This window comes from Duganella sp. GW821-FHT01E12 (assembly GCF_059422325.1).
Genome location: NZ_JBWKWR010000013.1, coordinates 53498 through 75517, shown reverse-complemented (window position 1 = coordinate 75517; position 22020 = coordinate 53498). Strand labels below are relative to the sequence as shown.

Sequence of the window (22020 nt, the reverse complement as noted above, 5' to 3'; positions counted from 1 at the left end):
TTCGGATGTGGCCGATTGTGCCTATTCACGTCGCCGCCCCCCCTCTACCGTCATTCTTTCTTTTTCATCAGGCCCGCCAATGAGGCAAACGGATTATGCGTTGCGGGCGCGACCTCGGCCGATTTCAGACCATGTCCCCGGTCGGCCTCCAGATAACGCGAGTGTTCGTTGTCGTGGCAGTAAAGGCACAGCAATTCCCAGTTGCTGCCATCAGGGGGATTGTTGTCGTGATTGTGGTCACGATGGTGCACTGTTAGTTGCGACACATTGGAATGCGTGAATTCGCGCATGCAGCGCCCGCACACCCACGGATACATTTTTAGCGAGCGCTCGCGATAGCCCAGCTCGCGCTGATCAGCCGCGCGCCGTGCGTCAGCCACAATTTTGTCCAACCGGGCGGCGTCCGGCTTTTTTCCAACGGTCATGCTTATTCCTTCCATTGCTGTTGCATGTTGGCCGGCAGCGCTCACTGTCGGCCGGCTCGGCCCCTGACGGCCCGTTGCAGGTCTTCGCTCAGCGTTAGACCTGCCGCTTAACAGGAATATCCATAGTGACTGTTCCTAGTCGACATGAACCTATTTGAGGACAACTGTTCGAAAAATCTCATACGCAACAAGAGCAAAAAACAAGTACGCAAACCATGGAACCAAAAAATATGGCACCAGCGGAATATGAATTACTTTATCCAATATCATGTACACCGTAGAAAAAACAAAAGCGGTAGCGAGCAACCAGTTCTTTTGCTTAAAGAAGAGACCTACGCATGTTACCGTACCTGCCAAACCAATAATCGTTGCAATCTGCATGTTAATTAATTAATGAAATATATGTTACTAAGAATACCGCTGTGGGAAATAGCAGTCAACGCCCTGCTTAACTCAACAATGCTTGCACTTGGCCGCTTGAGTTCGTCTTCGCGATGAAACGCCCCCTTACGCTTATGTCGTGTCCTCGTCGGCCTTGCTCCGCTTCTTCGCCATGATCGGATGAAGCGTCTCATGCCGAGCCAGCATGGCTGCATACTCCTGTGCCTTGCGTAGTTTGGTCTCAGGCTTTATCGCTGTCTGAACCCGGAACAACACCGCATAGCGGTTTTGCGAATTGAGAGTGGCGAAAAATTCGGCGGCCCCGGGGTGGTCAGCGAATGCGGCTTGAAGTTCGGGCGGCACGCTCGCCATGCTGGCCGATTCGTATGCCGCATCCCATCGACCATCTTTTTTCGCTCGCTCGATTTCAGCCAGGCCGCTCGGCTGCATCTTACCCTCCTCGATATACATCAGCACCTTCTCGCGATTGACCTTGGACCATAGACTGCGTGGGCGACGCGGAGTCCAGCGCTGCAAATAGTGATGGGCGTCGAGCGAACGCTTCTGGCTGTCGATCCAGCCGAAGCACAGCGCAACTTCCAACGCCTCTTGATAGCTTACGCTAGGGACCGGGGCCCCTTTTTTCGCGTGCTGCAGCCACACCCCGTCAGAGCCGTCGTGATGAGCTGCAAGCCAATGCGCAAAAGCTCCCTGGGATGGGAACAGCATCATCTCAACATCTTCTGCCATTGAATCACTCCGATATTTTTTAGTCAGACTGCCGGATCTAACCATCAGTTCCTGGCCGGACTTGGTCTACGGGGGCAGCATAACAGCTTGTCCATATGAAAAAAACGCAAATTGTCACAGCAGGAACCGCTTGGTCAAACATACATGGTGTAATCGAATCTGGTGAGTGTTTCTGGCCACCGTGCTTGCCGCAGCAAGGACGGTTTGTAAAGGCCCCGGGACACCACTCCCGTGTATGCGGTGTATTCACTGCTTGCCCGCGCCGCATGCGCGTATGGCGCCGCGATCCGCTCCTTTTAGAAGCATGATCGCGGTGGGACCAGTTACCCAGGGTCCATGGGGTGTGCCTCGCACACGTTGTCGGCCCACGAGGGGCATGGTTGGCAAGCAGCGTTCTGCTGCACTGATAGCGGTAGATCCGCTGTCACTGGCCGCCGTCACTGAGAAAACGGCGGCGCAGCCCATATAGCGCTTGATTGCTGACGCGTCGTCACTGGCAGCAGGCCGCCAGTAACGACGCGCGGTTTGCGCCGCGGACTATGGCGGCGTATCGACATGCACGCGGCGGCAGATCGCCGCGTGAGATGGTGACGGTGCGTGAATGCGCACGGTGTGACGCGCATCGTCCTCGGGGGAAGGATGCGCAAGATGGATGCAGCCTATCCAGGCTGATCGCGGGCTCGCTCAACGGCGAAGCCAATCTAAGATGAAGCTATGCACGAATGCATTATCTAAGGGCGCGTGACGAGCGCAGACGCTTGGCGCGATGCCAAGTTGCGCGAAGGGCGATCCCCTCGCGTCGAAAAGCATATTGTCCGCCATCCGGCTCGCGGCGGCATCACTTGGATAAAACTATCTTCGGTTTATTTGTAGTCGAGGCTATTTTGCATTGCGCGCAGTCCGTCAAGATAGTCGGCCCAACGCTGCATCATCTCTCGTCGTGCCGGCAAATGAGCGGTTCGATTATAGGCACGGCCATTCGGGTCTTTGACGCGATGCGCCAGCTGGTGCTCGATCAGGTCAACGCGCTCGCCGAGAACTTCGTCCATGATCGTTCGCGCCATCGCGCGGAAGCCGTGAGCTGTCATGACCTCTTTGCTGTAACCCATACTGCGCAAGGCGGCGTTGATGGTGTTCTCGCTCATGCAGCGGTCATGCGTGCGCATACCTGGGAACACATACCTGCCCTTCCCGCTCAATCGATGCACCTGTCGCAGTATGTCGGCCGCCTGCGTGGGAAGCGGCACGATATGGTCATTCTCCATTTTCATCTTGACGCCCGGGACGCGCCACTCGCCTTTAACGAGATCGAGCTCCGACCACTCCATCGCGCGGATCATGCCAGGTCGCTGGAACAGCATCGGCGAGATCTTCAGCGCAGCCATGGTGTATGGATGCCCTTCGTATCCGTAGATGGCTCGCAGCAGCGCGCCGACCTTTTCAGGCTCCGTGATGGCCGCGTAATGCCCCTCAGGCACGGAGGCCAAGGCGTCGCCCAGATCGCGCGTCACATCGCGTTCTGCGAGCTCGCAGGCCACCGCAAAGCGAAAGACCTGCCCCACCGCACGCTTGACGTTATGAGCGGTCTCCAATGCGCCGCGATCCTCGATGTGTCGAAGCGCGCCGAGAACCTGGCGTGGACGAATCTCCGAGATCGGCATCGCGCCGATGACAGGGAAGATATCCTTGCGCAGCCAGTTGAAGATTTTTCTCCGTGTGCCCTCGGCTCGTTCAGCCTTGGTCTTTTCAAGCCACAGGAGAGCCACCACCTCGAAGGTGTTGGACGCCGCCATCTGTCGCACGGCCTTGGCGCTGCGACGCGCTTGCGCCGGATCCTTGCCACCCCGCTGAAGTGCACGCGCCTCGTCGCGACAAGCACGCGCCTCACTCAGCGACACTTCCGGATAAGGTCCGAACGAGAGCCGGCTTTCCTTGCCCGACGCCTGACGAAACTTCATGCGCCACAATTTGGAACCGGACGGGATCACTTCAAGGTAGAGCCCGCCACCATCGAAGAGCTTGTAGGTACGCTCCCGGGGCTTGGCTTTCCGGATCTGGGTATCGCTCAACGGTACGACGGGGATCGGCATGATGGGGGCATTTTAAGGGGGCATCCCGAAAACTGCCCCCAAAAATGCCTCCAAAACCGCGAGCTGTCAACAGACCTCAGCAGCTTTTGGGGGACTTAGATTTGAGATTTCTCCTATGAGAAGGAGAAAAACCGCGACGCGCGTGGACGTCTGCGGATGAGGTAATGGTGCTCCGAGCCGGAATCGAACCGGCACGCCTTGCGGCGGGAGATTTTAAGTCTCCAGTGTCTACCAATTTCACCATCGGAGCGACAGAGCCCGTGATTATGCCACGAACCCGGCATAACTGCCACACCGGCAACTGTCAGATCCGATAACATGGCATCATTGCTAATATCTACGTCACAAGGATAGCCATGACCGTTTTACGCCGCCTGCTCGTTGCGGCGCTGTTGATGATGCTCCACTGCTTCGCAACCGCCACCGACGCCCTCCCCAGCCCATCATCCGCCACGCCCGCCTCGGCGCCCACGCAAGCCAAGTTGGTGTTCGCCAACCGCACCATTTTCGTGTTCCGCTCCGTGCTGACCGGTTATCCGCCCGAGGAACGCGCCGAGGGCGCGCACAAGCGGCTGGAGGCGGCGCTGGCCCGCAATGGACCGCAGCAACCCGGCACCCGGACGATCGCCGAAGGCACGCAGGTGATGCTGGACGGCGCCCTGCTGTTCCTGGTCACGCCGGCCGACATCAATCCGCTGGCCGGCGACACCACCGACAGCGTCGCCGCCGAAAGCGCGGCGACGCTCGGCAAGGCGCTGCTGGAGCGCCGCGAGCAAGCCAGCCCGCGCTACCTGCTGATCGCGGCGGCCCTGTGCGCCGCGGCTACGCTGGCATACGGCCTGATACTGCACGGCCTGCGGCTGATGCACCGCTGGGTGGGCAAACGTTCGACCCAGGCCATCAGCCGCCGCCTCGGCCAGGTGCGGCTCAAGAACGTGCGCGTCCTCGACGCCGAACACTACGTGGCCTTCATGCGCCAGCTGGTCAACCTGCTGATCTGGGGCCTGCGCCTGATGGCGACCTATCTGTGGCTGGCCTTCGTGCTGGGCAAAATCCCCTATTCGCGCAGCTGGGGCGAGCGCCTGCAGGACTACCTGATCGATATCGTCGCCAGCGTGGCCCAGGGCGTCATCGACGCGCTGCCTGGCCTGGTGCTGGTGGCCGTCATCGCCGCCATCGCGCGGCTGGTGATGCTCACCGCCGGCTCGGTGTTCCAGCGCGTGGAGAGCGGCGAGCTGCAAATCGCCTGGCTCGATCGCGACACCGCCATGCCCACGCGCCGCATCTTCAATGTCGTGATCTGGCTGTTCGCGCTGGCGATGGCCTACCCTTACCTGCCCGGCGCGCATACTGCCGCGTTCCAGGGCGTGTCGGTGCTGGTGGGTCTGATGGTGTCGATCGGCGCATCGAGCATCGTCGGCCAGGGCGCCAGCGGCTTGATTTTGATGTACGCGCGGTCGCTGCGCAAAGGCGAGTACGTGCGCATCGGAGAATCGGAAGGCACGGTGGTCGAACTGGGCATGTTCGAAACGCGGCTGCGCACCGGCCTCGGTGAAGAGATCACCATGCCCAATGCATGGGTGCTGTCCAACACCACCAAGAACTACTCGCGCGCCCATACGGGCACTGGCTTTGTGCTCGACACCACCGTCACCATCGGCTACGACACGCCCTGGCGCCAGGTGCATGCGATGTTGGAGCTGGCGGCGGCAAGAACCGAGGACATCGCCGCCACGCCCAAGCCCTACGTGATGCAGATCGGGCTGTCGGACTTCTATGTGGAATACCGGCTGGTAGCCTACGCCACCGTGGAGACACCGCGCCGCCGCGCCGAGGTGTTGAACCAGCTGCACCAGTACATCGTCGACGTGTTCAACGAATTCGGCGTGCAGATCACATCGCCGCATTTCACGCGCGAACCGGCCACGCCGCACGTGATCCCGAAGGAGAACTGGCATCCGGCGCCGGCCGTCGCCCCTATCGATCTGGCGCGGGACCAGCAGCAGTAAGCCTCAAGCCGGTGGCTGGCGGTCGCGCGCCACCGGCGGCAAGCGGTGCTTGACGATGCCGACTTTCTGCGCACGGTAGATGCCGGTATGGCCGGAGAACAGATAAGCCACCACGCACGCCAGGCCGGCGTAAGGCCCGATCTGCGGCCCGAATAATTCGATCGCCATGATGGTGGACGCCAGCGGCGTGTTGGCAGCGCCCGCGAACACGGCGACGAAGCCCAGCCCCGCCAGCATGGCGAACGGCAGGTGCAGCAACGGCGCCAGCGCATTGCCCAATGTCGCGCCGATGTAGAACAGCGGGGTGACCTCCCCGCCTTTGAAACCGCTGCCCAGCGACGCCACCGTGAACAGGAATTTGCCGATGAAATCGGTCGCCGCCAGCGGATGCTGGAACGCTTCGACCATCACCGGGATGCCAAGGCCGATGTAGCGCGTGCCGACTACCCATACCGCCAGCGCCACCAACGCGCCGCCGATCAGGGGACGCAGCGGCGCATACGCCACATGGCGCTTCATGAACGCCGACGCGGCGTGCGTGGATTTGGCGAACAGCATGCCGGTCAGGCCAAACAGGATGCCGGCGGCCAGCACGGCGGCCATGCTCCAGAAGCCGATCGCCACGACGCCGCTGATCGCGTAATGCGTGTGATGCACGCCCCAGGCCATGCCCACCTGGTCGGCGACGATGGCCGCCACCATGCAGGGGAAGATGGCGTCGTAGCGCAGGCGGCCGATGGCCAGCACTTCCAGTCCGAAGATGGCGCCGGCCAGCGGCGTGCCGAACACCGATGCGAAACCGGCGCTGATGCCGGCCATGAGCAGGATGCGGCGCTCGGCATGGCGCAGTCGGAACACGTGGGTGAGCTGGTCGGCCAGCGTGCCGCCCATCTGCACGGCCGTGCCTTCGCGGCCGACCGAGGCGCCGAACAGGTGCGAGATCACGGTGCCGACCAACACCAGCGGCGCCATGCGCAGCGGGACGACTTTCTTGGGGTCGTGGATTTCGTCGATCAGCAGGTTGTTGCCGGCTTCGACGCTGCTGCCCAACTTGAGGTACACCCAGCCGACGGCAAAGCCGGCCAGCGGCAGCAGCCAGATGATCCAAGGGTGCGCTTCGCGCCAGCCGGTGGCGCGGTCGAGGGCGAACAGGAAGAAGGCGGAGGCCGTGCCGCTCAGCAGTGCGATCAGGCCAGCGATGAAGGTCCATTTGCCGAGGTACGGCAACAGGGTGATTTGTTCGGGATAGCGGCGTGATTTCATCTGACTTGCATACTAGCAAATTCGCCGGAGGGCGGCAATCAGGCCGCAGCGAAGGAACGAATTCAGCCGACGCAGGTCCAACACCTTATCTGCCGGAAGGATGGGGCCATGGAAGAGCGCATCGCAAAACTTGAAGCAATAGCCGACAGCACCGTCGCCGCGGTCGCTGCACTGAGGAGCGATATGAACGAGCGATTCAGGCTGGTCGATAACCAACTGGCCGAGCTGCGCCAGCAAAAAGTGGACGCCCAACTCATACTAAGCAAACTGGACGCCCAAGCAATCCAGATCGCAGACCTGCGGCAAGACATGAACAGGCGATTTAAAGACACGGATCAGCGCTTCGAGTATGTCAACCAACGCTTCGAATATGTCGATCAGCGCTTTGATCAGATTGACAAACGCTTCGGATATGTCGATCAACGCTTCGATCAGATCGACCGCCGCCTGGACGAGCAAGCCGCGCAGATCAAAGAGCTGCGCTCGGAACTCCGCTACATGGCCCGCTGGCTCTTCGGCACGCAGTTCGCCATCGCGCTATTCCTGCTGGGGCTGGCAGCAAAGGCTTTTTATCCGTCCTGAGCGCAAGCTCAAGCCAGCCGCACCAGCGGGTTGGCGATGATGTTGTCGATCTGGCGGATCGCCTCGTCGCAGGCGGCGGCAATGGCTTCGTCCTCGGTGTCGCGCACGAACTGCATGGTGGCGCCCTCGAACACCTCCACCCCGCCCGCGCTGGCGCGCTCGATGTCGCAACTGGCGGACCAGCGGCGGTCGGCGGTCGGCAACGCGGTCGGCACGATATTCCACCCTTTGTAGTGAATCTTGTCCATGACGCTCTCCTCGATAAGTAAGCAGCCTATCACGAAGGCCCTGGCGCGCCGCGCACGGATGCGCCGCGCGCCAGACCGATCAATCCTCCTCGCCGTCCTGGTGCGCGGTGCGGCCGATCGGCTGCTCCATATTCGCCAGGAACCAGCTCAGCGAGGTCATCACCGCCACATGCCGCTTCAATTCCAGCGGGTTGACCTTGTCCAGCGTGTCGGCCGGCGTGTGGTGATAATTGAAGTAGGCCGAGCTATCGACCATCGGCTCGAACACCGGCACACCCGCGCGCTCCATCGGCCCTGTATCGGCGGCGCCGGCGATGTCGCGGCGCTCGAACTGGCCGGCGCCGATCGGCGCCAGCGCGTCCTTCAGCGGCGCGAAGTACTTCACCATCGGCGCCGTCACGCTGCCGATAAAGCCGAACGGACGGCCACCGCCGCTGTCCGATTCGATGGCGGCAAACTGTTTATCCAGTTTATCCTTGTTCGCGTCGAAGTAGGCCTTGCCGCCACGGGTGCCGTTTTCCTCGTTCATCCACGCGATCATGCGGATGGTGCGGCGCGGATGCAGGTCCAGCTTCTTCAGCGTCTCGATCACGCCCATGGCGCCGGCCACGCCGGTGCCGTCGTCGTTGGCGCCGGTGGCCAGGTCCCACGAATCGAGGTGGCCGGAAACGACCACGATTTCGTCGGCCTTGTCGGTGCCCGGCCAATCGGCGATGACGTTGAAGCTGTCGGCGTCGGGCAGGTTCTGCGGCGTCAGGGTCAGGTGCATCTTGACCGGGCCGCGCGCCAGCAGGCGGTCCAGCAGCAGCACGTCTTCGGTGGTGATGGCGGCGGCCGGAATGCGGGCGCCGTCGACCAGGCCAGTCACGCCGGTGTGCGGGATGCGGTAGTTGGCGCCGCCGACCGAGCGCACCAGCGCCGCCGCCGCGCCCATCTCCGCCGCCATCTTCGGACCAATATAGCGGAAGCCAGCGCCAGGACCGTAGGCCGCGCCGGCGTGGCCACGATCGGCCAGTTCCTGGTCGAAGGCCACGTCCACCAGCACGATGCTGCCCTTCACCTGGGCCGCCTTGGCCTTCAATTCCTGAAGGCTGCGCACCACCACCACCGGCGCGGTCAGGCCGGCGGCGGGCGTGGCGCCCGATCCGCCCAGCGCCGTCAGCACGATCTTCTGCGTGATACCGGCCGGACGGCCGTTGTAATCGACCAGTTCCGCCGTCTCCACGCCGCGCACCCAGTGCGGCACCTTGACCGGCTGCAGCGTGACCTTGGCGCCCAATTTGCGCATGGCGGCCGCCACCTGCTCCACCGCCGCGGCGGCGCCGGGAGAGCCGGACAGGCGTGGGCCAACCAGGTCGGTCAGGTCGGCCAAGCGCTCGTAGGCCCAGTCGTTCTTCATCGCGCTGTCGCGGATCTGGGCCAGCGTGGCCGGATCGTTGGCCGGCGCGGCGATGGCGCCGGCGCTCAACAGGCAGCTGGCAAGGACAGTCAGGGACAGCGGGGACTTGAAGACGGATTTCATGCGTTTCCTATCGATGGGGGAGTGAATTGCAAAGAACGATCTAAACGATAACCCATCATGGAGTTCTTGTCATCAATGTTGATTTGTCATGGCCATTGCACTACCATGAACCTTCCTCCTCGACGAAAGTGCCGCCTATGCTCAAGGGTTCACTCTGCACCGTGCGCCACCTGCTGACCACCGATCTGAACACCTTCATCGCCCTGGTCAACGACCTGCCCTCGCGCGGCGACTACTTTTCCAGTCATTTCAAGTCGCCGGAGACGATGCGCAAGGAGTTCGTGCAAAACGGTTTCGTTTCCGACGACAGCGAGCTGTTTGTGATCGAGGACAGCCTGCACCACATTGTCGGCGTCATCACCCATTTCAAGAGCCGCACGCCGGTCACGCGCGAAATCGGCTACCGCCTGTTCGACGCCAAGCTGGCGGGGCACGGCTACGTGACCGAAGCGTGCCGGATGCTGGTCGATTATCTGTTCAAGGTGCACCAGTTCCACCGGCTGGAACTGCTATCCGCGCCGGAGAACGTGGCGTCGATCCGGGTGGCGCAAAAATGCGGTTTCAGCGCCGAAGGCACGCTGCGCCAGAGCTTTTTCATCAACGGCCGATACCAGGATGTGCAGGTTTTCAGCCTGCTGCGCCCCGAATGGGAGGCGCTCCGCGGCTAAATGGGGGCGGCCGCCAATTGTTACAAGCCATTACCGGATTGGCCGGTTTGTAAGCATGTGTATAAGACGTGGCGTATTTTTGCCCAGGCTTTATAGTGAAGTCACTGGCCGACGTATCATTCCGATCCGGGCCACCGCAAGGGGAAATACCATGTTGAGCAAAAAATTTATGGGTGTAGCGTTACTGGCCGCAGCAGCAGTATCGTCGTCGGCCTACGCTGGCGACCGTGATTTCAACACGGTAGCCGGTGCGGTGGTCGGCGCCGCCATCGGCCACAATGCCGGTGGACGCGATGGCGCCATCGTCGGCGGCTTGGTTGGCGCGGCGGTCGGCAACAGCATCAGCACCAATGACCGCTACTATGGCCGTGGCGACCGTTACGTGGAGACCCGTGTGTACACCCAGCCCGCTCCGGTGTACTACGAACCGGCTCCGGTGTATTACGAGGCGCCGCCACGCTACTACGCCCCGCCTCCGCGCGTGGTGTACGTGGAACCGGCCCGCCCTTACTACCGCGAATACCGCGAAGAACGCTGGGAACACCACCACCATCATCATTACGACCGCTGGTAATCCCAGGTCCGCAGACCGCACAAGGCCCCGCAAGGGGCCTTTTTTCGTCTGCCCCCCGCTAGCCCAGCGTAACGGCGCGGGCCGAGGGGAAATCATGACGACAGCAGACGCAATCATCGCTTTGGAACTGGGCCACTACCGGCTGCGCGAGCAGATCGGCGGATCGGCCTACGGCATCATCTGGCGCGCCAGCGGGCCGCCGGCCACGCGCGACGTCGCCATCAAATTGATCAACCGCGAGCAGATGGCGCGCGCCCTGCCCGCGCAGCGCGAGCGCTGGATCGCCAGCGCAAACAACGAAATCGGCTTCCTGCAGTCGCTGGAGCCGTGGGACGAGCGCCACATCGTGCGCCTGCTCGACAATGGCTGGCACGAGGGCCTGCCGGTGCTGGCGCTGGAGCTGATGGCCACGGACCTGGGCAAACACATGATCGCGCTGAAGGGGCGCACCCAGGCGCTTGCGCTGCCGCGCATCCTCCATTGGATCGCCCAAGTCAACCAGGCGCTGGCCAAGGTGCACCAATACGGCTGGCGTTACCTGGACCTGAAACCGGCCAACGTGCTGCTGGACTGGGACCTGGCCACCGTCAAGCTGGCCGATTTCGGCACCAACCGCCAGTTGGGCAGCCTTCAAGTTCACTCGTATGCCGGCACCGCCAATTGGCAGGCGCCGGAACAGTTTTTCCCCGCCGATGGCGGCGGCTATGCCACAGGCCAGCGCAGCGACTACTTCTCGCTGGGCGCGATGTTCTACTTCCTCGTCACCGGCGGCCTGCCGCTGCGCTTTTGCAGCGACTGCGGGCAAGCTTATCGCGAACACCACACGGCCGGCGCCGATCTGCTGCGGCGCGTGCACGGCGGCGCGATTCCGGCGGCGCTGCATGCCGAGGAGGAGGCACGCTTTGCCGCCGCGATTCCGGCGTCGGCGCGCGATGCGGCACTTGAGCTGCTGCGCGCGCTGCTGCATCTGGACCCGGCACAGCGTCCGCGCCACGCCATCCAGATCAGCCGCATGCTGCATGCGGTCCACGGCGTCAAGCCGGGACGCGGCGTTTTAACCGCGGCCGATCCTGTCCACGGCATGGGCCGTCCGACAGCCGATAACAGCTGGCGCAACATCCGGGGGGCATGATGGCGATCTCTTTACGTCTGCCGTTTTCCACGGCGCCCGCCGCGCGCCGCGCCGCTTTCGACCGGCCTGGCCCTCGCGATATTTTTGCGGCCACTGCCCGCGCCGCCGCTGCCCATTGCACCCTCGCCGTCACGCTGGCCTTGCTCACCGCGTTGTGCGGCCTGCAGGCGCTGGCCTTGCTGCGCGCTCCGGCGGCGTGGCTGCCGGCTGCCATCAGCGTCAAGCTGGCGCAGGGCGAATCCGTCGCGCTGGGACGGCACGAACTGGCGGCGCCACAGGCCGACCGCGATCATCTGTCCCTGCGCCGCGATGCGCACGACGGCTGGATCGTGCGCAACCTGAGCGCGACCCGGCAAGTGATCCTGCTGCGCGACGGCAGCGAACAACGCCTGGGCAGCACGCCGCTGGCCGGCGGCCAACGCTTCCAGATCGACAGTGCGCTGTTCGAGGTGCGCGCCGCCGATTCCGGCAGCATCGTCTTCGCCCGCGACGGCCACGAATGGCGCTACGACGGCGCGGTGCTGTACCGCGACGGTCATCAGCAGGCCAATTGCCCCGAGTCGCATGTGGCGTCGAAGGTGCTGTCGCTGTGGAACCGCGCCGTGCCTGGCGTGCTGACGATATCGCGTCCATTATCTTTCGGCGGCAATCTGCATTGCGATAATCGGCTTGGACTGGCGCAGGTGACGCCAGGTGCGGCGCTGATCGCCCGCGGCAACGGTGGCCTCCAGCTCACGGCAGGCAATCCGGATGGCGACCGTGCTGCGGTGCTGATCCACAGCGCCGGCTCGCAGACCGACTTGCGCAAGCAGGAGGCATCGCTGGACGGTGTGACGGCGATTGTGGTCGGACATACCCGCTTCCAGCTGGATGCGAACGGCGGCCAACTCACGCTTCGCCCCAGCCGCCACGTCAACCTTTTCAGCGCACCGGACCTGAAGCTGCCGGAGCATGTGAGCTGGCAGTGGCAGCAGCGCACACTATGGAGCGGCGGGCAGTCCGGCGCCATCTGGGCTGGCATCGCCGCGAGTCTCGCTTGCATGGCGGCGGCCCTGACGCTCGCTCCACGCGGGCGGCGCAAGGCCGGCGGTGCGGGCGTCGGGAACGGCGCGCAAGTTAGCCGCGTTGGCAGCATGGCCATGCTGCTGGCCGCCGGTGGCGTGCTGGTTTGCGGCGTCGTCGCGTTGGTATCGCAGCGTGCCGGCTATGCACCGAGCGCCGCGTGTTCGATGGCGTTGGCCGCCTGCGCGCTTGTGCTGTGGCTCGCGCTACCCGGCCGCCTCGCGCTGCTGACCGCCGCCGGCGTGGTGCTGCTGGCCGCAGGCCTGCTGTCGCAACTGGAACTGGGCCTGGGCGCCCCCGAATCGTCCTGGCTGCGCTACTACCAGAAAAGCGCCGCCATGCTGGCGATAGGCGCCGGCCTTGGTGGCCTGCTGCGTCTGTGGGCGCGACACCAGGCCGCGCGCGGCGGACATCTCCAGCAGCGCAGCATCGAATGGCTGCTCGCCCTGTTCGCCGCCGTGGCGCTGGCCGCGCTGGCCGCGCAAGTGCTGTGGGGCGACGAACAGGGCGTCTTCGACCTGCAGCCGGTGGAACTGGCCAAACTCGCCCTCACCGCCCTCACCGCCCACTGCCTTGCGCTGCGCTTCAACTGGCACGCCGGCCCGCACAAACTGGTCGAACACGGCGCCCGCTGGCTGCAGCTGATCGCCCCCGCGCTGCTGTTCCTGGCCCTGCTGGGTCTCTCGCTGGTGCAAGTCGACGACTTCTCGCCATTGATCCTGCTGCTCATCTGGAGCACCGTCATGGCCTTCGCCTACGCCCTCGCCGCGCGCAACCGCAGGCTGGCCGGCGCGCTGATCGCCTTGGCGCTGACGGCCGCCGGCGCCATCGTCTACCTGCGCTGCGTCGGCACGGACGACCTGATACGCTGGGGCTTCTACGCCGACCGCTTCCTGGTCTGGCTCAATCCCGCCGAGCACCCACACACCGGACAACAACTGCTGCTGGGCGCCCGCGCCATCGCCGACGGCGGCTGGCTGGGCGCCGACCACTGGCTCGGCCTGCGCTCGCTCGGCATGGCGGCCGGCGGCGCGGTGCAGATCCCCGCCGTGCAGGACGACTTCGCCGCCTCGTTCTTCCTCAACCGCCACGGCTTGATCGGCGGCCTGCTGCTGTGGACCGCGCAAGCGGCCTTCCTGGCGGGACTCGCACTCACCGCAGCCCGCGCCTACCAATCCGGCACGATGGCGCGCGACTTCCGCCACGCCTGGTCCGGCCGCTTCCGCTACTTCGTGCTGTGCGGCGGCGGCGCCTTCGTGCTGGGCCACTTCCTGCTCTCGTGGGGCACCAACCTCGCCATCTTCCCCATCATGGGCCAGCCCATGAGCTTCCTCTCGGCCGGCGGCAGCCACCTGCTGTTTTTCCTCTGCCCCCTGCTAGCGTTCAGTGCCATCAGCGCGCAATCATCAGAAGGAGAATGAATCATGCCGATCTACGTACAACACGAAGTCCTGGGCCGCATCCCCGACGTCTTCAACGCCGAAGCGATCTGGCAGGCGCCCGGCCTGGCGCTATTCTCGCGCCGCCCGCTGCTGCGCGACCTGCTGGAGCGCAGCCCGCGCGAGCACAAGGGCCGCGCCGCCACGCGCTGCTTCTCGCACGTCACGCTGATGCTGCCGCAGGAGGAAGTCGACGACGACTACCACCTGACCCGTGGCGCCCGCGCGCGCGACCTGGCGCAGACGCTGACGGCGCTGCACCAGAAGGACTTCGGCGACCTGCTGGGCGGCGACCAGGTGCGCTACGACGTGATCGGCACGTCGTCGCTGGCGCCGGGCGAGATCGAAGTCAAGTTCGGCCACGCCGTGTACCTGCCGGCGGCGGACGAAAAAATCCTCTACAACGTCAGCGTCTCGCGCGACAGCGCGATCTGGCACCCGGTCTGCCCGATCTACCCGAACCAGCGCCTTGCCCTGATCGGCGGCGAAGGCGGCGAAGCGAGCTTCGTCGCCAGCGGCTGGCCGTTCGGTCCCGATGGCGCCATCCTCGTCATCAACGACGGCCCGGATGCGCCGCCCGTCGTGCAGATGCGCCCCAAGGATGCCTACGACTGCCGCTTCGATCCGCGCAGCGGCTACTACACCATCAAGTCCACCCGCGAAACGCCCGGCGGCAGCCCGCGCCTGATGCTCAAGATCGCGCGCACCGCAGCGGCGGCGCCGCGCCCGCAAGCCAGTGCTGCCGCCGACACCATCAGCATCGCCCCGGCCAACACCGGCAAGCCGGCCGTATGGCAAAGCCGCGCCCACAACGGCGCCGCGCCCGACATGACGGCCATCCCGGTCAGCCACAAGCCGGCCAACAACGCCGGCGAAAGCGACGCAACCTACGCGCCGGTGTCGCAACAGCGCGTCAGCCTTGTGGCGCTGGCCATGCCGCGCCTGAGCCGCTACCGCGACACCGGCGCGCAGGCGATGGAGCTGCCGTTCAACCGCGCACTGACCTTGTCCGCCGACGGCCGTCCGGCGATCAGCTTCGTGGTCGATGCTTCCGACGAGCTGTATGCCTGCACCGCCGAAGGCCGCCAGCGCATCACGGCGCCAGCCACCTTCACGCCGGTCGACACGCAGGCGATCCGCGTACTGACGGCAGCACCGCAGATGGACGACCGCTACCGCGCCCTGATTTGCCTGCCGCAACCGGTGGGCGCCTCGGTGGCGAGCGGCGCGCGCTTCAGCTTCGGGCGCAATTCGCCGATGCTGGCGGCACTGCGCCTGCTCGATTCGCCGCGCTTCCTCAAGCGCGCCGGCGGCGCCAACACCGCCAGCGCCGACCGCATCGGCCTCTCGCGCGAGGCTTTCAGTTTCGAGGCGGCGGCGCAGGGCTACAAGATCGGCCGCCTGAGCGCCTCGCAGGCCCTGTACCACCTGGACGAGAGGCTGGAGTTCGTCGCCAGCATCGGCGACGCCGACACCGACGCGCCCTACCTTCTGCCGACCGGCCATCATCTGGTGGCGGGCCACTACGTGCTGCGCTTCGACGCCTGAGCGCACAGGGAGCCTGCATGGAAACGGCAAAACTCTACGCGGCAGGCGCCTTCGCGGCGGGGCTGGTGATCACCCTGTTCCTGGCCGCCTACCTGACGCCGCGCCAGTGGTGGCGCCGTCCGAACGCGCGCGCGCTGCTCATCATGGTGGCCGGCACATGGGGCTTCGGCAGCCTGATACTGTACGCGGCGCACGGCCGGCAAAGCGAGAACGACATCGCCGCCGTCACGCAGGACCGCACCGCCGAAGCGCGCGCCATCACGGCGGCTGCTGCGGCAAGGGAAGCTGCGGCTCGCGCGTCGGCGCCGCTGATCGCCGGGCAACCCTTCGCCGTCTACCGCGACCTGAACCTGCGCGCAGCGGCCGGCGTACACGCGGCCCGCCTGGTCACCGTGCCGGCCGGCGCCACCGTCACGCCGACCGGCGCGCGCAACGGCGACTGGTGGCAGATCCGGGCCAGCGTGGCCGGCCACGAAAGCACCGGCTGGGTCAACAGCCTGTGGCTGCGCCGGAGCGGCGAATGACGCCGGCGGCCACGCCATCCCGCGCGGGCAAATTTTCAGCTAAGCTGTGGCCTTTCATCTCCCGCGCCACGGCGCCCGCACCGATGACCCGAATCACCGACTCGCAGAACTTCGGCCCCCACCTCGACATCGCCGCGCGCAGCAGCGCGAGCATCAGCAAGCTGCAAGTGCCGGAGAACCAGGACAACCTGCTCATCATCGACGCCGGCGGCCACGCCGTCTTCCTGCGCGACCAGGCGCCGCACAGCATCACGCTGCCCGACTGGCCGCGCGGCCACGTGCGGCTGGCCGTGTTGGACGGCATGGGAGGCCACGGCAATGGCCGCGAGGCCGCCGAAGCCGTGGCCACCGGCCTGCTGCTGGTGCCGGCCTGCGACACGCAGGAAGAACTGGGCGCCCGCCTCGACGCGCTGCACGCCCGCCTGCAGGATCAATTCCGCAGCGAGGGCGACGAAGACAGCTTCCGCCGCCCCGGCACCACACTGACGCTGCTCGAAATCCCGCCCGGCGCCGCGCCGATGCTGTACCACGTCGGCGATTCGAGGCTGTACGAAATCACCGCGCAGGCCGCGCAGCCGCTCACGGTGGACCACGTGCCGGCCACCTCGTTCGCCATGCACGGGCTGCTGGGCGAGCGCGAATGGTGGCAGCAGGTGCACGGCGAACACCGCCCGCAGATCACGCAGGCCTACATCCTCGGCAACGCCTTCGCCAATCCGCAGGTACTGGACGACGGCCTGCTCGCGCTGAGCGCCGCCAACCTGCCGCCGTTCCTGCACGGCCTGGCCGACCGTCGCCTGCTGACCGTGCGCGCGGACGCTACCTATCTGCTAGCGACCGACGGCTTCTGGTCCTGCGGCCGGCCGCTGCATTGGACCGCGCGCTGGCCGGCGCTGCTGGTTCAGCCGGGCCACTCGGCCGGCGCCGCGCTCGACGCGCTGTTCAACGACTACGCCGACCATCCGCCGCCCGCGCTCCACATCGACAACCTGAGCGCCATCGTGCTGCGCTTCGCGCCGCCGCACGATCCGGCACAGGGCGAAAACATTGACGAAACGGCACTGCCCCACGCATCAATGCCGTCACATTTTTGATAACTGATGGGCGACGGTGTTGCGCCGCCGCCCCACGACGCGGCATGCCTCAAAAATAAGTCGATTCCATGGCCGCCGAATTGCCAAACACAGTGAAAACCGCATAAACTGACGGGTATCCCATCGGTCGGTTCGCCATGAAAAAATGCAGTAATGCCCAGCACCCGCATTGCACCTACTGGGTCATGCCAGGAGCGCAAGCTTGCGAAGGCGGCCACGCCCAAGCAGAGCCCTCCAGCTTTGACCTGCTGAGTGCCGTGCGCCGCACCCGTTCCGGCGTCCCCGGCACGGTGCTGGACGCCGCCCCTGCCGATACTGCCGCCCACACGCCCAGCACCTACGCCCGCCCCCTGCAACGCGCCCAGTCGGAGCGCCCGCAGCTGCACATCAGCGGCTTCGACCCGCGTGCCGCCGGCGGCCGCCAGACCCTGAAGATGGAATTGCGCGGCATGCCGGACGCCTGCGCGCCGCAGCTGACGCTGCAGGTGCAGTCCGACCTGATCCCCAACGGCGCCGCGCGCCAGCAGTTCGTGCGCGCCACCAGCGGCGAGTGGCGGCCGGTGTTCGTCGAGTTCTCCTCGCGCGGAAAGGAGCACGGCCAGTACCAGATCAGCATCGAGCTGCTGAGCCAACACGCGGCGCTGGCCTCGCGCAAATGGGTGTGCACCTTCGTGATCCTGGTGCCGCGCCTGGACGCGACGCTGACCGAAATCCACCGCATCTTCCTCAGCACGCACAAGAACGTGCGCGTGATGGCGGACGACGCCTCCATCGCCCGTGTCAGCGCGCAGGGCGGCGACAGCCTCGATATCGACGTCACCGCGCGCAACGCCGGCATCGCCCACCTGGACCTGAACGCGCCGGCCGGCAAGGTGGACATGGGCTTCACCACCATCGCCTGGGACGAGGACCTGATCGAGATCGACATGCCGCTGGCGGCGGCCGTGCATCCGCACCCGAGCCGCGCGGCCTGCCTGGTCAACGCCGCGCCGGAAGCCGGCGCCCAGCGCCAGATCCGTTTGTTCGCGATGGAGGAATGCGTGCTGGGACGCTTTGAACTGGTCGATCCCGAATCGGACGTGCTGCTGACCCACTACAGCGCCGACGGCCAGGACACCAACGGCCTCACGCGCCGCCTGTCCGGCCGCCATGCGGTGATACGCCGCTCCGGCCAGGGGTTTGAAATCGAGGACGTGTCGCGCTACGGTCTGCTGCTGGACGGCGTCTGGCCCGGCAAGCACAAGCCGACCGCGCTGCGCTTGGGCATGCGCATCGAGCTAAGCGCCAGCATCAAGGGCATCGTGGTGTTGTCGGTATCGGCCATCATGCCGCATGGCGTGATCCTGCACCGCATCGACCAGGGCGCCAACGCCGAGTGCTTCTACCTGCTGATGCCGGAGACGCATCCTGGCTATCCGGTCAAGGCCTTCGCCGCCGCGCCGCATGCGGCCGCGCTGCCGCTGCTGCTGCACCGCGACGGCGGCTTCTGGCACCTGGACCAGTTGACCGGCAAGGAAACCGCGCTGGCGCCGACCGTGCCGCTCGAAAAACTGAGCCGCGTCGCGCGCCACAACCGCTTCGCCAGCGATCCGTATCCGGAACACTGGATCATCCGCACCGGCGCCACCGACCTGTATAGCACCGTGGCGGCCAACGCCATGTCGACCGCCTGAACCGATAGGCTTACGCCGGCTTTTTGGCCGGCAGCGGAATGAACTCGGTTTCACCCGGCACCTTGTCGAAACGCTGCGCCTCCCAATCCTCGCCCGCCTGCACCACGCGCTCCTTGCGCGACGAGACGAAATTCCACGACATGTAGCGATGTCCATCCAGCGGCTCACCGCCGATCACCACGAACTGCGCATCCGCGTCGGCCTTGATCAGCTGCGCGGTGGACGTATCAAGCAGCGCCATGGTATGCAGCGCCAGCGCCGTACCATCCACACTCAGATCGCCGCTGATCGGATAGATCGCCGCTTCCGCCGGCAGGCCGCTCAGCGCCAGCTCGTGGCCGGCCTTCAGCGTCACGTCCAGGTACAGCGTCTGGCTGTAGGTCTTCACCGGCGAGGTCTGGCCGAAGGCCGAACCGACCAGCACCCGCACGCGCGCGCCGTCCACGTCGAACTCGGGAATGTCTTCGGAAGGCGTGTGGCAGAAGCCCGGCTCGTCCTCCTCATGCGCGACCGGCAGCGCGGCCCACAGCTGCAGGCCGTGCGTGCGGTGCGGCTTGCCGACCAAGTCCTTGGGAGTGCGCTCGGAGTGGACGATGCCGCGGCCGGCCGTCATCCAGTTGATCGCACCGGGTTCGATGCGTTGCACGCTGCCGATGCTGTCGCGGTGGTCGATCGCGCCTTCGAACAGATAGGTCACGGTGGCCAGACCGATGTGCGGATGCGGACGCACGTCATGATCGGCATCGAGCGGCACATCGACCGGGCCGAAATGGTCGAAGAAGATGAACGGGCCCACCGCCTGCTTGACGGCGGAAGGCAAATAGCGGCGCACTACAAAGCCGCCGCCCAGGTCTTTTTCGTGGCCTTTGAGCAGATTCGAAATCGTCATGTTCTTACCCCAGCACGGTGGTGACTTCGGTGGTCACGGAAGTCATCAGTTTGTGGATCGGGCATTTCTGCGCGGCTGCCAGCAGTTCGGCGCGCTGGGTCTCGGTCAGGTTGCCGGTCAGGTGCAGCGTGGCGGCCAGGCGATACGTGCCCTGGCGCTCTTCGCTGGCGTCGCGCTCCATGCTCACTTCCACATGTTCGAGCGGGATGTTCTTGCGCTTGGCGTACCAGACCACGGTCAGGGCCTTGCAGGCGCTCAGCGCCGCGTCGTACAGGTCATGCGGCGAAGGGCCGGCGTCGCTGCCGCCCTCCTCCACCGAGCCGTCGGTCGACAGAATGTGATTGCGCACATGGACGATGTGGCGCATCGGCAGCGACTGGTCGCGCAGTACTTTGATAGTCATACGGTGGTCCTCGAAAACGGCATTATCAAAACCGTCACTCTACACCGTTTGACCAGGTTTCGCCTCTACTAAACGTTCACAGGCCGTTCAGCAGCACCATCGAAAAATCGGCGCCTCCCTGGCGCAGTTTTTTCAGCGGCGCGTGCGCGGGATCGTCGTACCAGGCCTGCGCGTGCTCCATCGACGGGAACTCGACGATGATCTGCGTCTCTGAAAGCATCGGCGAACCTTCCAGGACCACGGGAGCCGCTTTCGCCAGCGGCTTGCCGCCGTGCTTTTGGGCCAGCGCCGGCATGTGCGCGCTGTACTCGGCCACCCAGTCCGAGTTGCGTAAAGTGAGATAGCCGATTGCGTATACTGCCATGATGACCTCCTTGCTGTTGAATGAGACTCCATTTTGATTCAAAGCGAGTGAGGTATAAATGAGCTAGAATTTATCAGACTCGTAACCATTACTTTCGAATAGAAAATGAGCGATAAACTCCGCAGCATGCAGGTATTCGTAACCGCCGCCACGGCGCGCAGCTTTGCAGCCGCCGCGCAGGCGCTGGACATGTCCCCGGTCATGGTCGGCAAACATGTGCAGGCGCTGGAGCAGGAACTGGGCGCGCGTCTGATCGAGCGCACCACGCGCAGGCAGTCGCTGACGGAAATCGGCGCTGTCTACCTGGAGCGCTGCCGCGACGTGCTGGCCAGCGTGGAAGCGGCCGACCATGTGGCCGAGCACCTGCGCGCGGAGCCGCAAGGAAGCCTGCGCATCTCCGCGCCCGCCACCTACGGCGAACATCGGCTGATGCCCGTCATCGGCGCCTACTCGGCGCTGCATCCGCAAGTGAAAATTGATCTGATGCTGACGAACCGTGTGGTCGACATGGCCGAGGAAGGCGTGGACGTCGCAATCCGTTCCGGCGCGCTGGCCGACAGCGGCTTGATCGCGCGGCCTTTGCGGCCGGGCCGCGTGCTGGTCTGCGCCAGCCCGGACTACCTGAAGCGGCGCGGCACGCCGCGCCATCCGTCGGATCTGGAAAAACACGACTGCCTGGTGTTTTCGGACTGGCGCCCACACGCGGCGTGGCGCTTCCGCAAGGGAGAACAAGAGATCGAGGTGCCGGTACGCAGCTCCTTCGTCAGCAATACGGGAACGTCGCTGGTGTCGGCCGCCATCGCGGGCATGGGGGTGGCGATGCAGGCGGACCTGCTGCTGGAGCCCGCGCTGGAAGCGGGCAAACTGGTACGGCTGCTGCCGAAGTGGGAACTGCCGTCGCGGCCCATGCACATCCTGCGCAGGCCGGAAGCGCGCCCCAGCGCCAAGGTCCGCAGCTTCGTGGACTTTGCGCTGGAGCGGCTGGGATGATTACACGACTTTTTTAACGAACTCGGTTTTCAGGCTCATGGCGCCGAAGCCGTCGATCTTGCAGTCGATATCGTGGTCGCTGTCGACCAGGCGAATATTTTTGACCTTGGTGCCCACTTTGACAGTGCCGCCGCCGCCCTTCAATTTCAAATCCTTGATCACGGTCACAGTATCGCCGTCCTGCAGGATGTTTCCGACGGAGTCGCGATACACCTTGGCGCCTTCTTCCGCGGCTTCCGCAGCGGTGGCGCTCCACTCGTGGGCGCACTCCGGGCATACCAGCTGGGTGCCGTCTTCGTAGGTGAATTCAGAATTACATTTCGGGCATGGTGGCAAGGTGCTCATGGTACGGTCCTGGTGTTTTGAAGAAGGCAGCATTATACCAGTGCT

At 64.9% G+C, this 22020-nt stretch carries 21 protein-coding genes and 1 tRNA gene; 11 read left to right on the top strand and 11 right to left on the bottom strand.

Annotated elements, in window-relative coordinates; translation table 11 throughout:
- Nucleotides 1-50: 50 nt before the first annotated feature.
- The 4 genes from AC07WS_RS26505 to AC07WS_RS26490 all read right to left on the bottom strand — a co-directional run bounded on the left by AC07WS_RS26505 (nt 51) and on the right by AC07WS_RS26490 (nt 3896).
- Nucleotides 51-425 (bottom strand): YajD family HNH nuclease, encoded by a 375-nt coding sequence (locus tag AC07WS_RS26505; RefSeq protein WP_494731942.1) that lies wholly within the window; start codon nt 423-425, stop codon nt 51-53.
- Between the two features lie 513 nt (nt 426-938).
- Nucleotides 939-1556 carry a YdeI/OmpD-associated family protein gene (locus AC07WS_RS26500; protein WP_494731941.1) on the bottom strand — a complete coding sequence of 206 codons (618 nt, stop codon included), beginning with the start codon at nt 1554-1556 and terminating at the stop codon, nt 939-941.
- A gap of 863 nt (nt 1557-2419) precedes the next feature.
- Nucleotides 2420-3646 carry a tyrosine-type recombinase/integrase gene (locus AC07WS_RS26495; RefSeq protein WP_494731940.1) on the bottom strand — a complete coding sequence of 409 codons (1227 nt, stop codon included), beginning with the start codon at nt 3644-3646 and terminating at the stop codon, nt 2420-2422.
- 165 nt (nt 3647-3811) lie between these two features.
- Nucleotides 3812-3896: transfer RNA gene (locus AC07WS_RS26490), tRNA-Leu, on the bottom strand.
- Nucleotides 3897-4002: 106 nt separating this feature from the next.
- On the opposite strand from AC07WS_RS26490, the gene AC07WS_RS26485 reads away from it, so the two are divergent.
- Complete coding sequence (locus AC07WS_RS26485) at nt 4003-5655, top strand: mechanosensitive ion channel family protein (RefSeq protein ID WP_494731939.1); 1653 nt, start codon at nt 4003-4005, stop codon at nt 5653-5655.
- A gap of 3 nt (nt 5656-5658) precedes the next feature.
- On the opposite strand, the gene AC07WS_RS26480 is transcribed toward AC07WS_RS26485, so the two are convergent.
- Complete coding sequence (locus tag AC07WS_RS26480; RefSeq protein ID WP_494731938.1) at nt 5659-6918, bottom strand: voltage-gated chloride channel family protein; 1260 nt, start codon at nt 6916-6918, stop codon at nt 5659-5661.
- A 108-nt stretch (nt 6919-7026) separates the two neighbouring features.
- Between AC07WS_RS26480 and AC07WS_RS26475 the strand changes: the two genes are divergently transcribed.
- A complete protein-coding gene (locus AC07WS_RS26475; RefSeq protein ID WP_494731937.1) occupies nt 7027-7500 on the top strand; it encodes a hypothetical protein in 474 nt (157 codons plus the stop codon).
- A gap of 8 nt (nt 7501-7508) precedes the next feature.
- On the opposite strand, the gene AC07WS_RS26470 is transcribed toward AC07WS_RS26475, so the two are convergent.
- Nucleotides 7509-7748 carry a hypothetical protein gene (locus AC07WS_RS26470; RefSeq protein ID WP_494731936.1) on the bottom strand — a complete coding sequence of 80 codons (240 nt, stop codon included), beginning with the start codon at nt 7746-7748 and terminating at the stop codon, nt 7509-7511.
- Between the two features lie 79 nt (nt 7749-7827).
- Nucleotides 7828-9270, bottom strand: a complete 1443-nt coding sequence (locus AC07WS_RS26465; RefSeq protein WP_494731935.1) for a M20/M25/M40 family metallo-hydrolase — start codon at nt 9268-9270, stop codon at nt 7828-7830.
- A gap of 137 nt (nt 9271-9407) precedes the next feature.
- On the opposite strand from AC07WS_RS26465, the gene AC07WS_RS26460 reads away from it, so the two are divergent.
- The 8 genes from AC07WS_RS26460 to AC07WS_RS26425 all read left to right on the top strand — a co-directional run bounded on the left by AC07WS_RS26460 (nt 9408) and on the right by AC07WS_RS26425 (nt 18984).
- A complete protein-coding gene (locus tag AC07WS_RS26460; protein ID WP_494731934.1) occupies nt 9408-9938 on the top strand; it encodes a GNAT family N-acetyltransferase in 531 nt (176 codons plus the stop codon).
- Nucleotides 9939-10107: 169 nt separating this feature from the next.
- On the top strand, nt 10108-10512 hold the full coding sequence (locus AC07WS_RS26455) for a glycine zipper 2TM domain-containing protein (protein ID WP_494731933.1): 405 nt from the start codon (nt 10108-10110) through the stop codon (nt 10510-10512).
- Nucleotides 10513-10606: 94 nt separating this feature from the next.
- Nucleotides 10607-11644: a protein kinase domain-containing protein gene (locus AC07WS_RS26450; protein ID WP_494731932.1), complete on the top strand. Its 1038-nt coding sequence runs from the start codon at nt 10607-10609 to the stop codon at nt 11642-11644.
- Complete coding sequence (locus tag AC07WS_RS26445) at nt 11644-14127, top strand: FtsW/RodA/SpoVE family cell cycle protein (RefSeq protein WP_494731931.1); 2484 nt, start codon at nt 11644-11646, stop codon at nt 14125-14127. Before AC07WS_RS26450 ends, AC07WS_RS26445 begins: the two co-directional genes overlap by 1 nt.
- A 3-nt stretch (nt 14128-14130) precedes the next feature.
- Nucleotides 14131-15693: a hypothetical protein gene (locus AC07WS_RS26440; RefSeq protein ID WP_494731930.1), complete on the top strand. Its 1563-nt coding sequence runs from the start codon at nt 14131-14133 to the stop codon at nt 15691-15693.
- A 17-nt stretch (nt 15694-15710) separates the two neighbouring features.
- Nucleotides 15711-16217: an SH3 domain-containing protein gene (locus AC07WS_RS26435; protein WP_494731929.1), complete on the top strand. Its 507-nt coding sequence runs from the start codon at nt 15711-15713 to the stop codon at nt 16215-16217.
- Nucleotides 16218-16300: 83 nt separating this feature from the next.
- Nucleotides 16301-17311, top strand: a complete 1011-nt coding sequence (locus AC07WS_RS26430) for a PP2C family protein-serine/threonine phosphatase (RefSeq protein WP_494731928.1) — start codon at nt 16301-16303, stop codon at nt 17309-17311.
- A 137-nt stretch (nt 17312-17448) separates the two neighbouring features.
- A complete protein-coding gene (locus tag AC07WS_RS26425) occupies nt 17449-18984 on the top strand; it encodes an FHA domain-containing protein (RefSeq protein ID WP_494731927.1) in 1536 nt (511 codons plus the stop codon).
- A gap of 10 nt (nt 18985-18994) precedes the next feature.
- Here the strand turns inward: AC07WS_RS26425 and AC07WS_RS26420 are convergent, their stop codons facing one another.
- From AC07WS_RS26420 to AC07WS_RS26410, 3 genes are all read right to left on the bottom strand, one after another.
- A complete protein-coding gene (locus tag AC07WS_RS26420; RefSeq protein ID WP_494731926.1) occupies nt 18995-19873 on the bottom strand; it encodes a pirin family protein in 879 nt (292 codons plus the stop codon).
- 4 nt (nt 19874-19877) lie between these two features.
- Nucleotides 19878-20276 carry an OsmC family protein gene (locus AC07WS_RS26415; RefSeq protein ID WP_117010147.1) on the bottom strand — a complete coding sequence of 133 codons (399 nt, stop codon included), beginning with the start codon at nt 20274-20276 and terminating at the stop codon, nt 19878-19880.
- A gap of 76 nt (nt 20277-20352) precedes the next feature.
- Nucleotides 20353-20640, bottom strand: a complete 288-nt coding sequence (locus tag AC07WS_RS26410; RefSeq protein ID WP_494731925.1) for a DUF1330 domain-containing protein — start codon at nt 20638-20640, stop codon at nt 20353-20355.
- A 105-nt stretch (nt 20641-20745) separates the two neighbouring features.
- On the opposite strand from AC07WS_RS26410, the gene AC07WS_RS26405 reads away from it, so the two are divergent.
- A complete protein-coding gene (locus AC07WS_RS26405; protein ID WP_494731924.1) occupies nt 20746-21630 on the top strand; it encodes a LysR substrate-binding domain-containing protein in 885 nt (294 codons plus the stop codon).
- Here the strand turns inward: AC07WS_RS26405 and AC07WS_RS26400 are convergent, their stop codons facing one another.
- On the bottom strand, nt 21631-21975 hold the full coding sequence (locus tag AC07WS_RS26400) for a zinc ribbon domain-containing protein YjdM (protein ID WP_161097775.1): 345 nt from the start codon (nt 21973-21975) through the stop codon (nt 21631-21633).
- Nucleotides 21976-22020 lie beyond the last annotated feature (45 nt).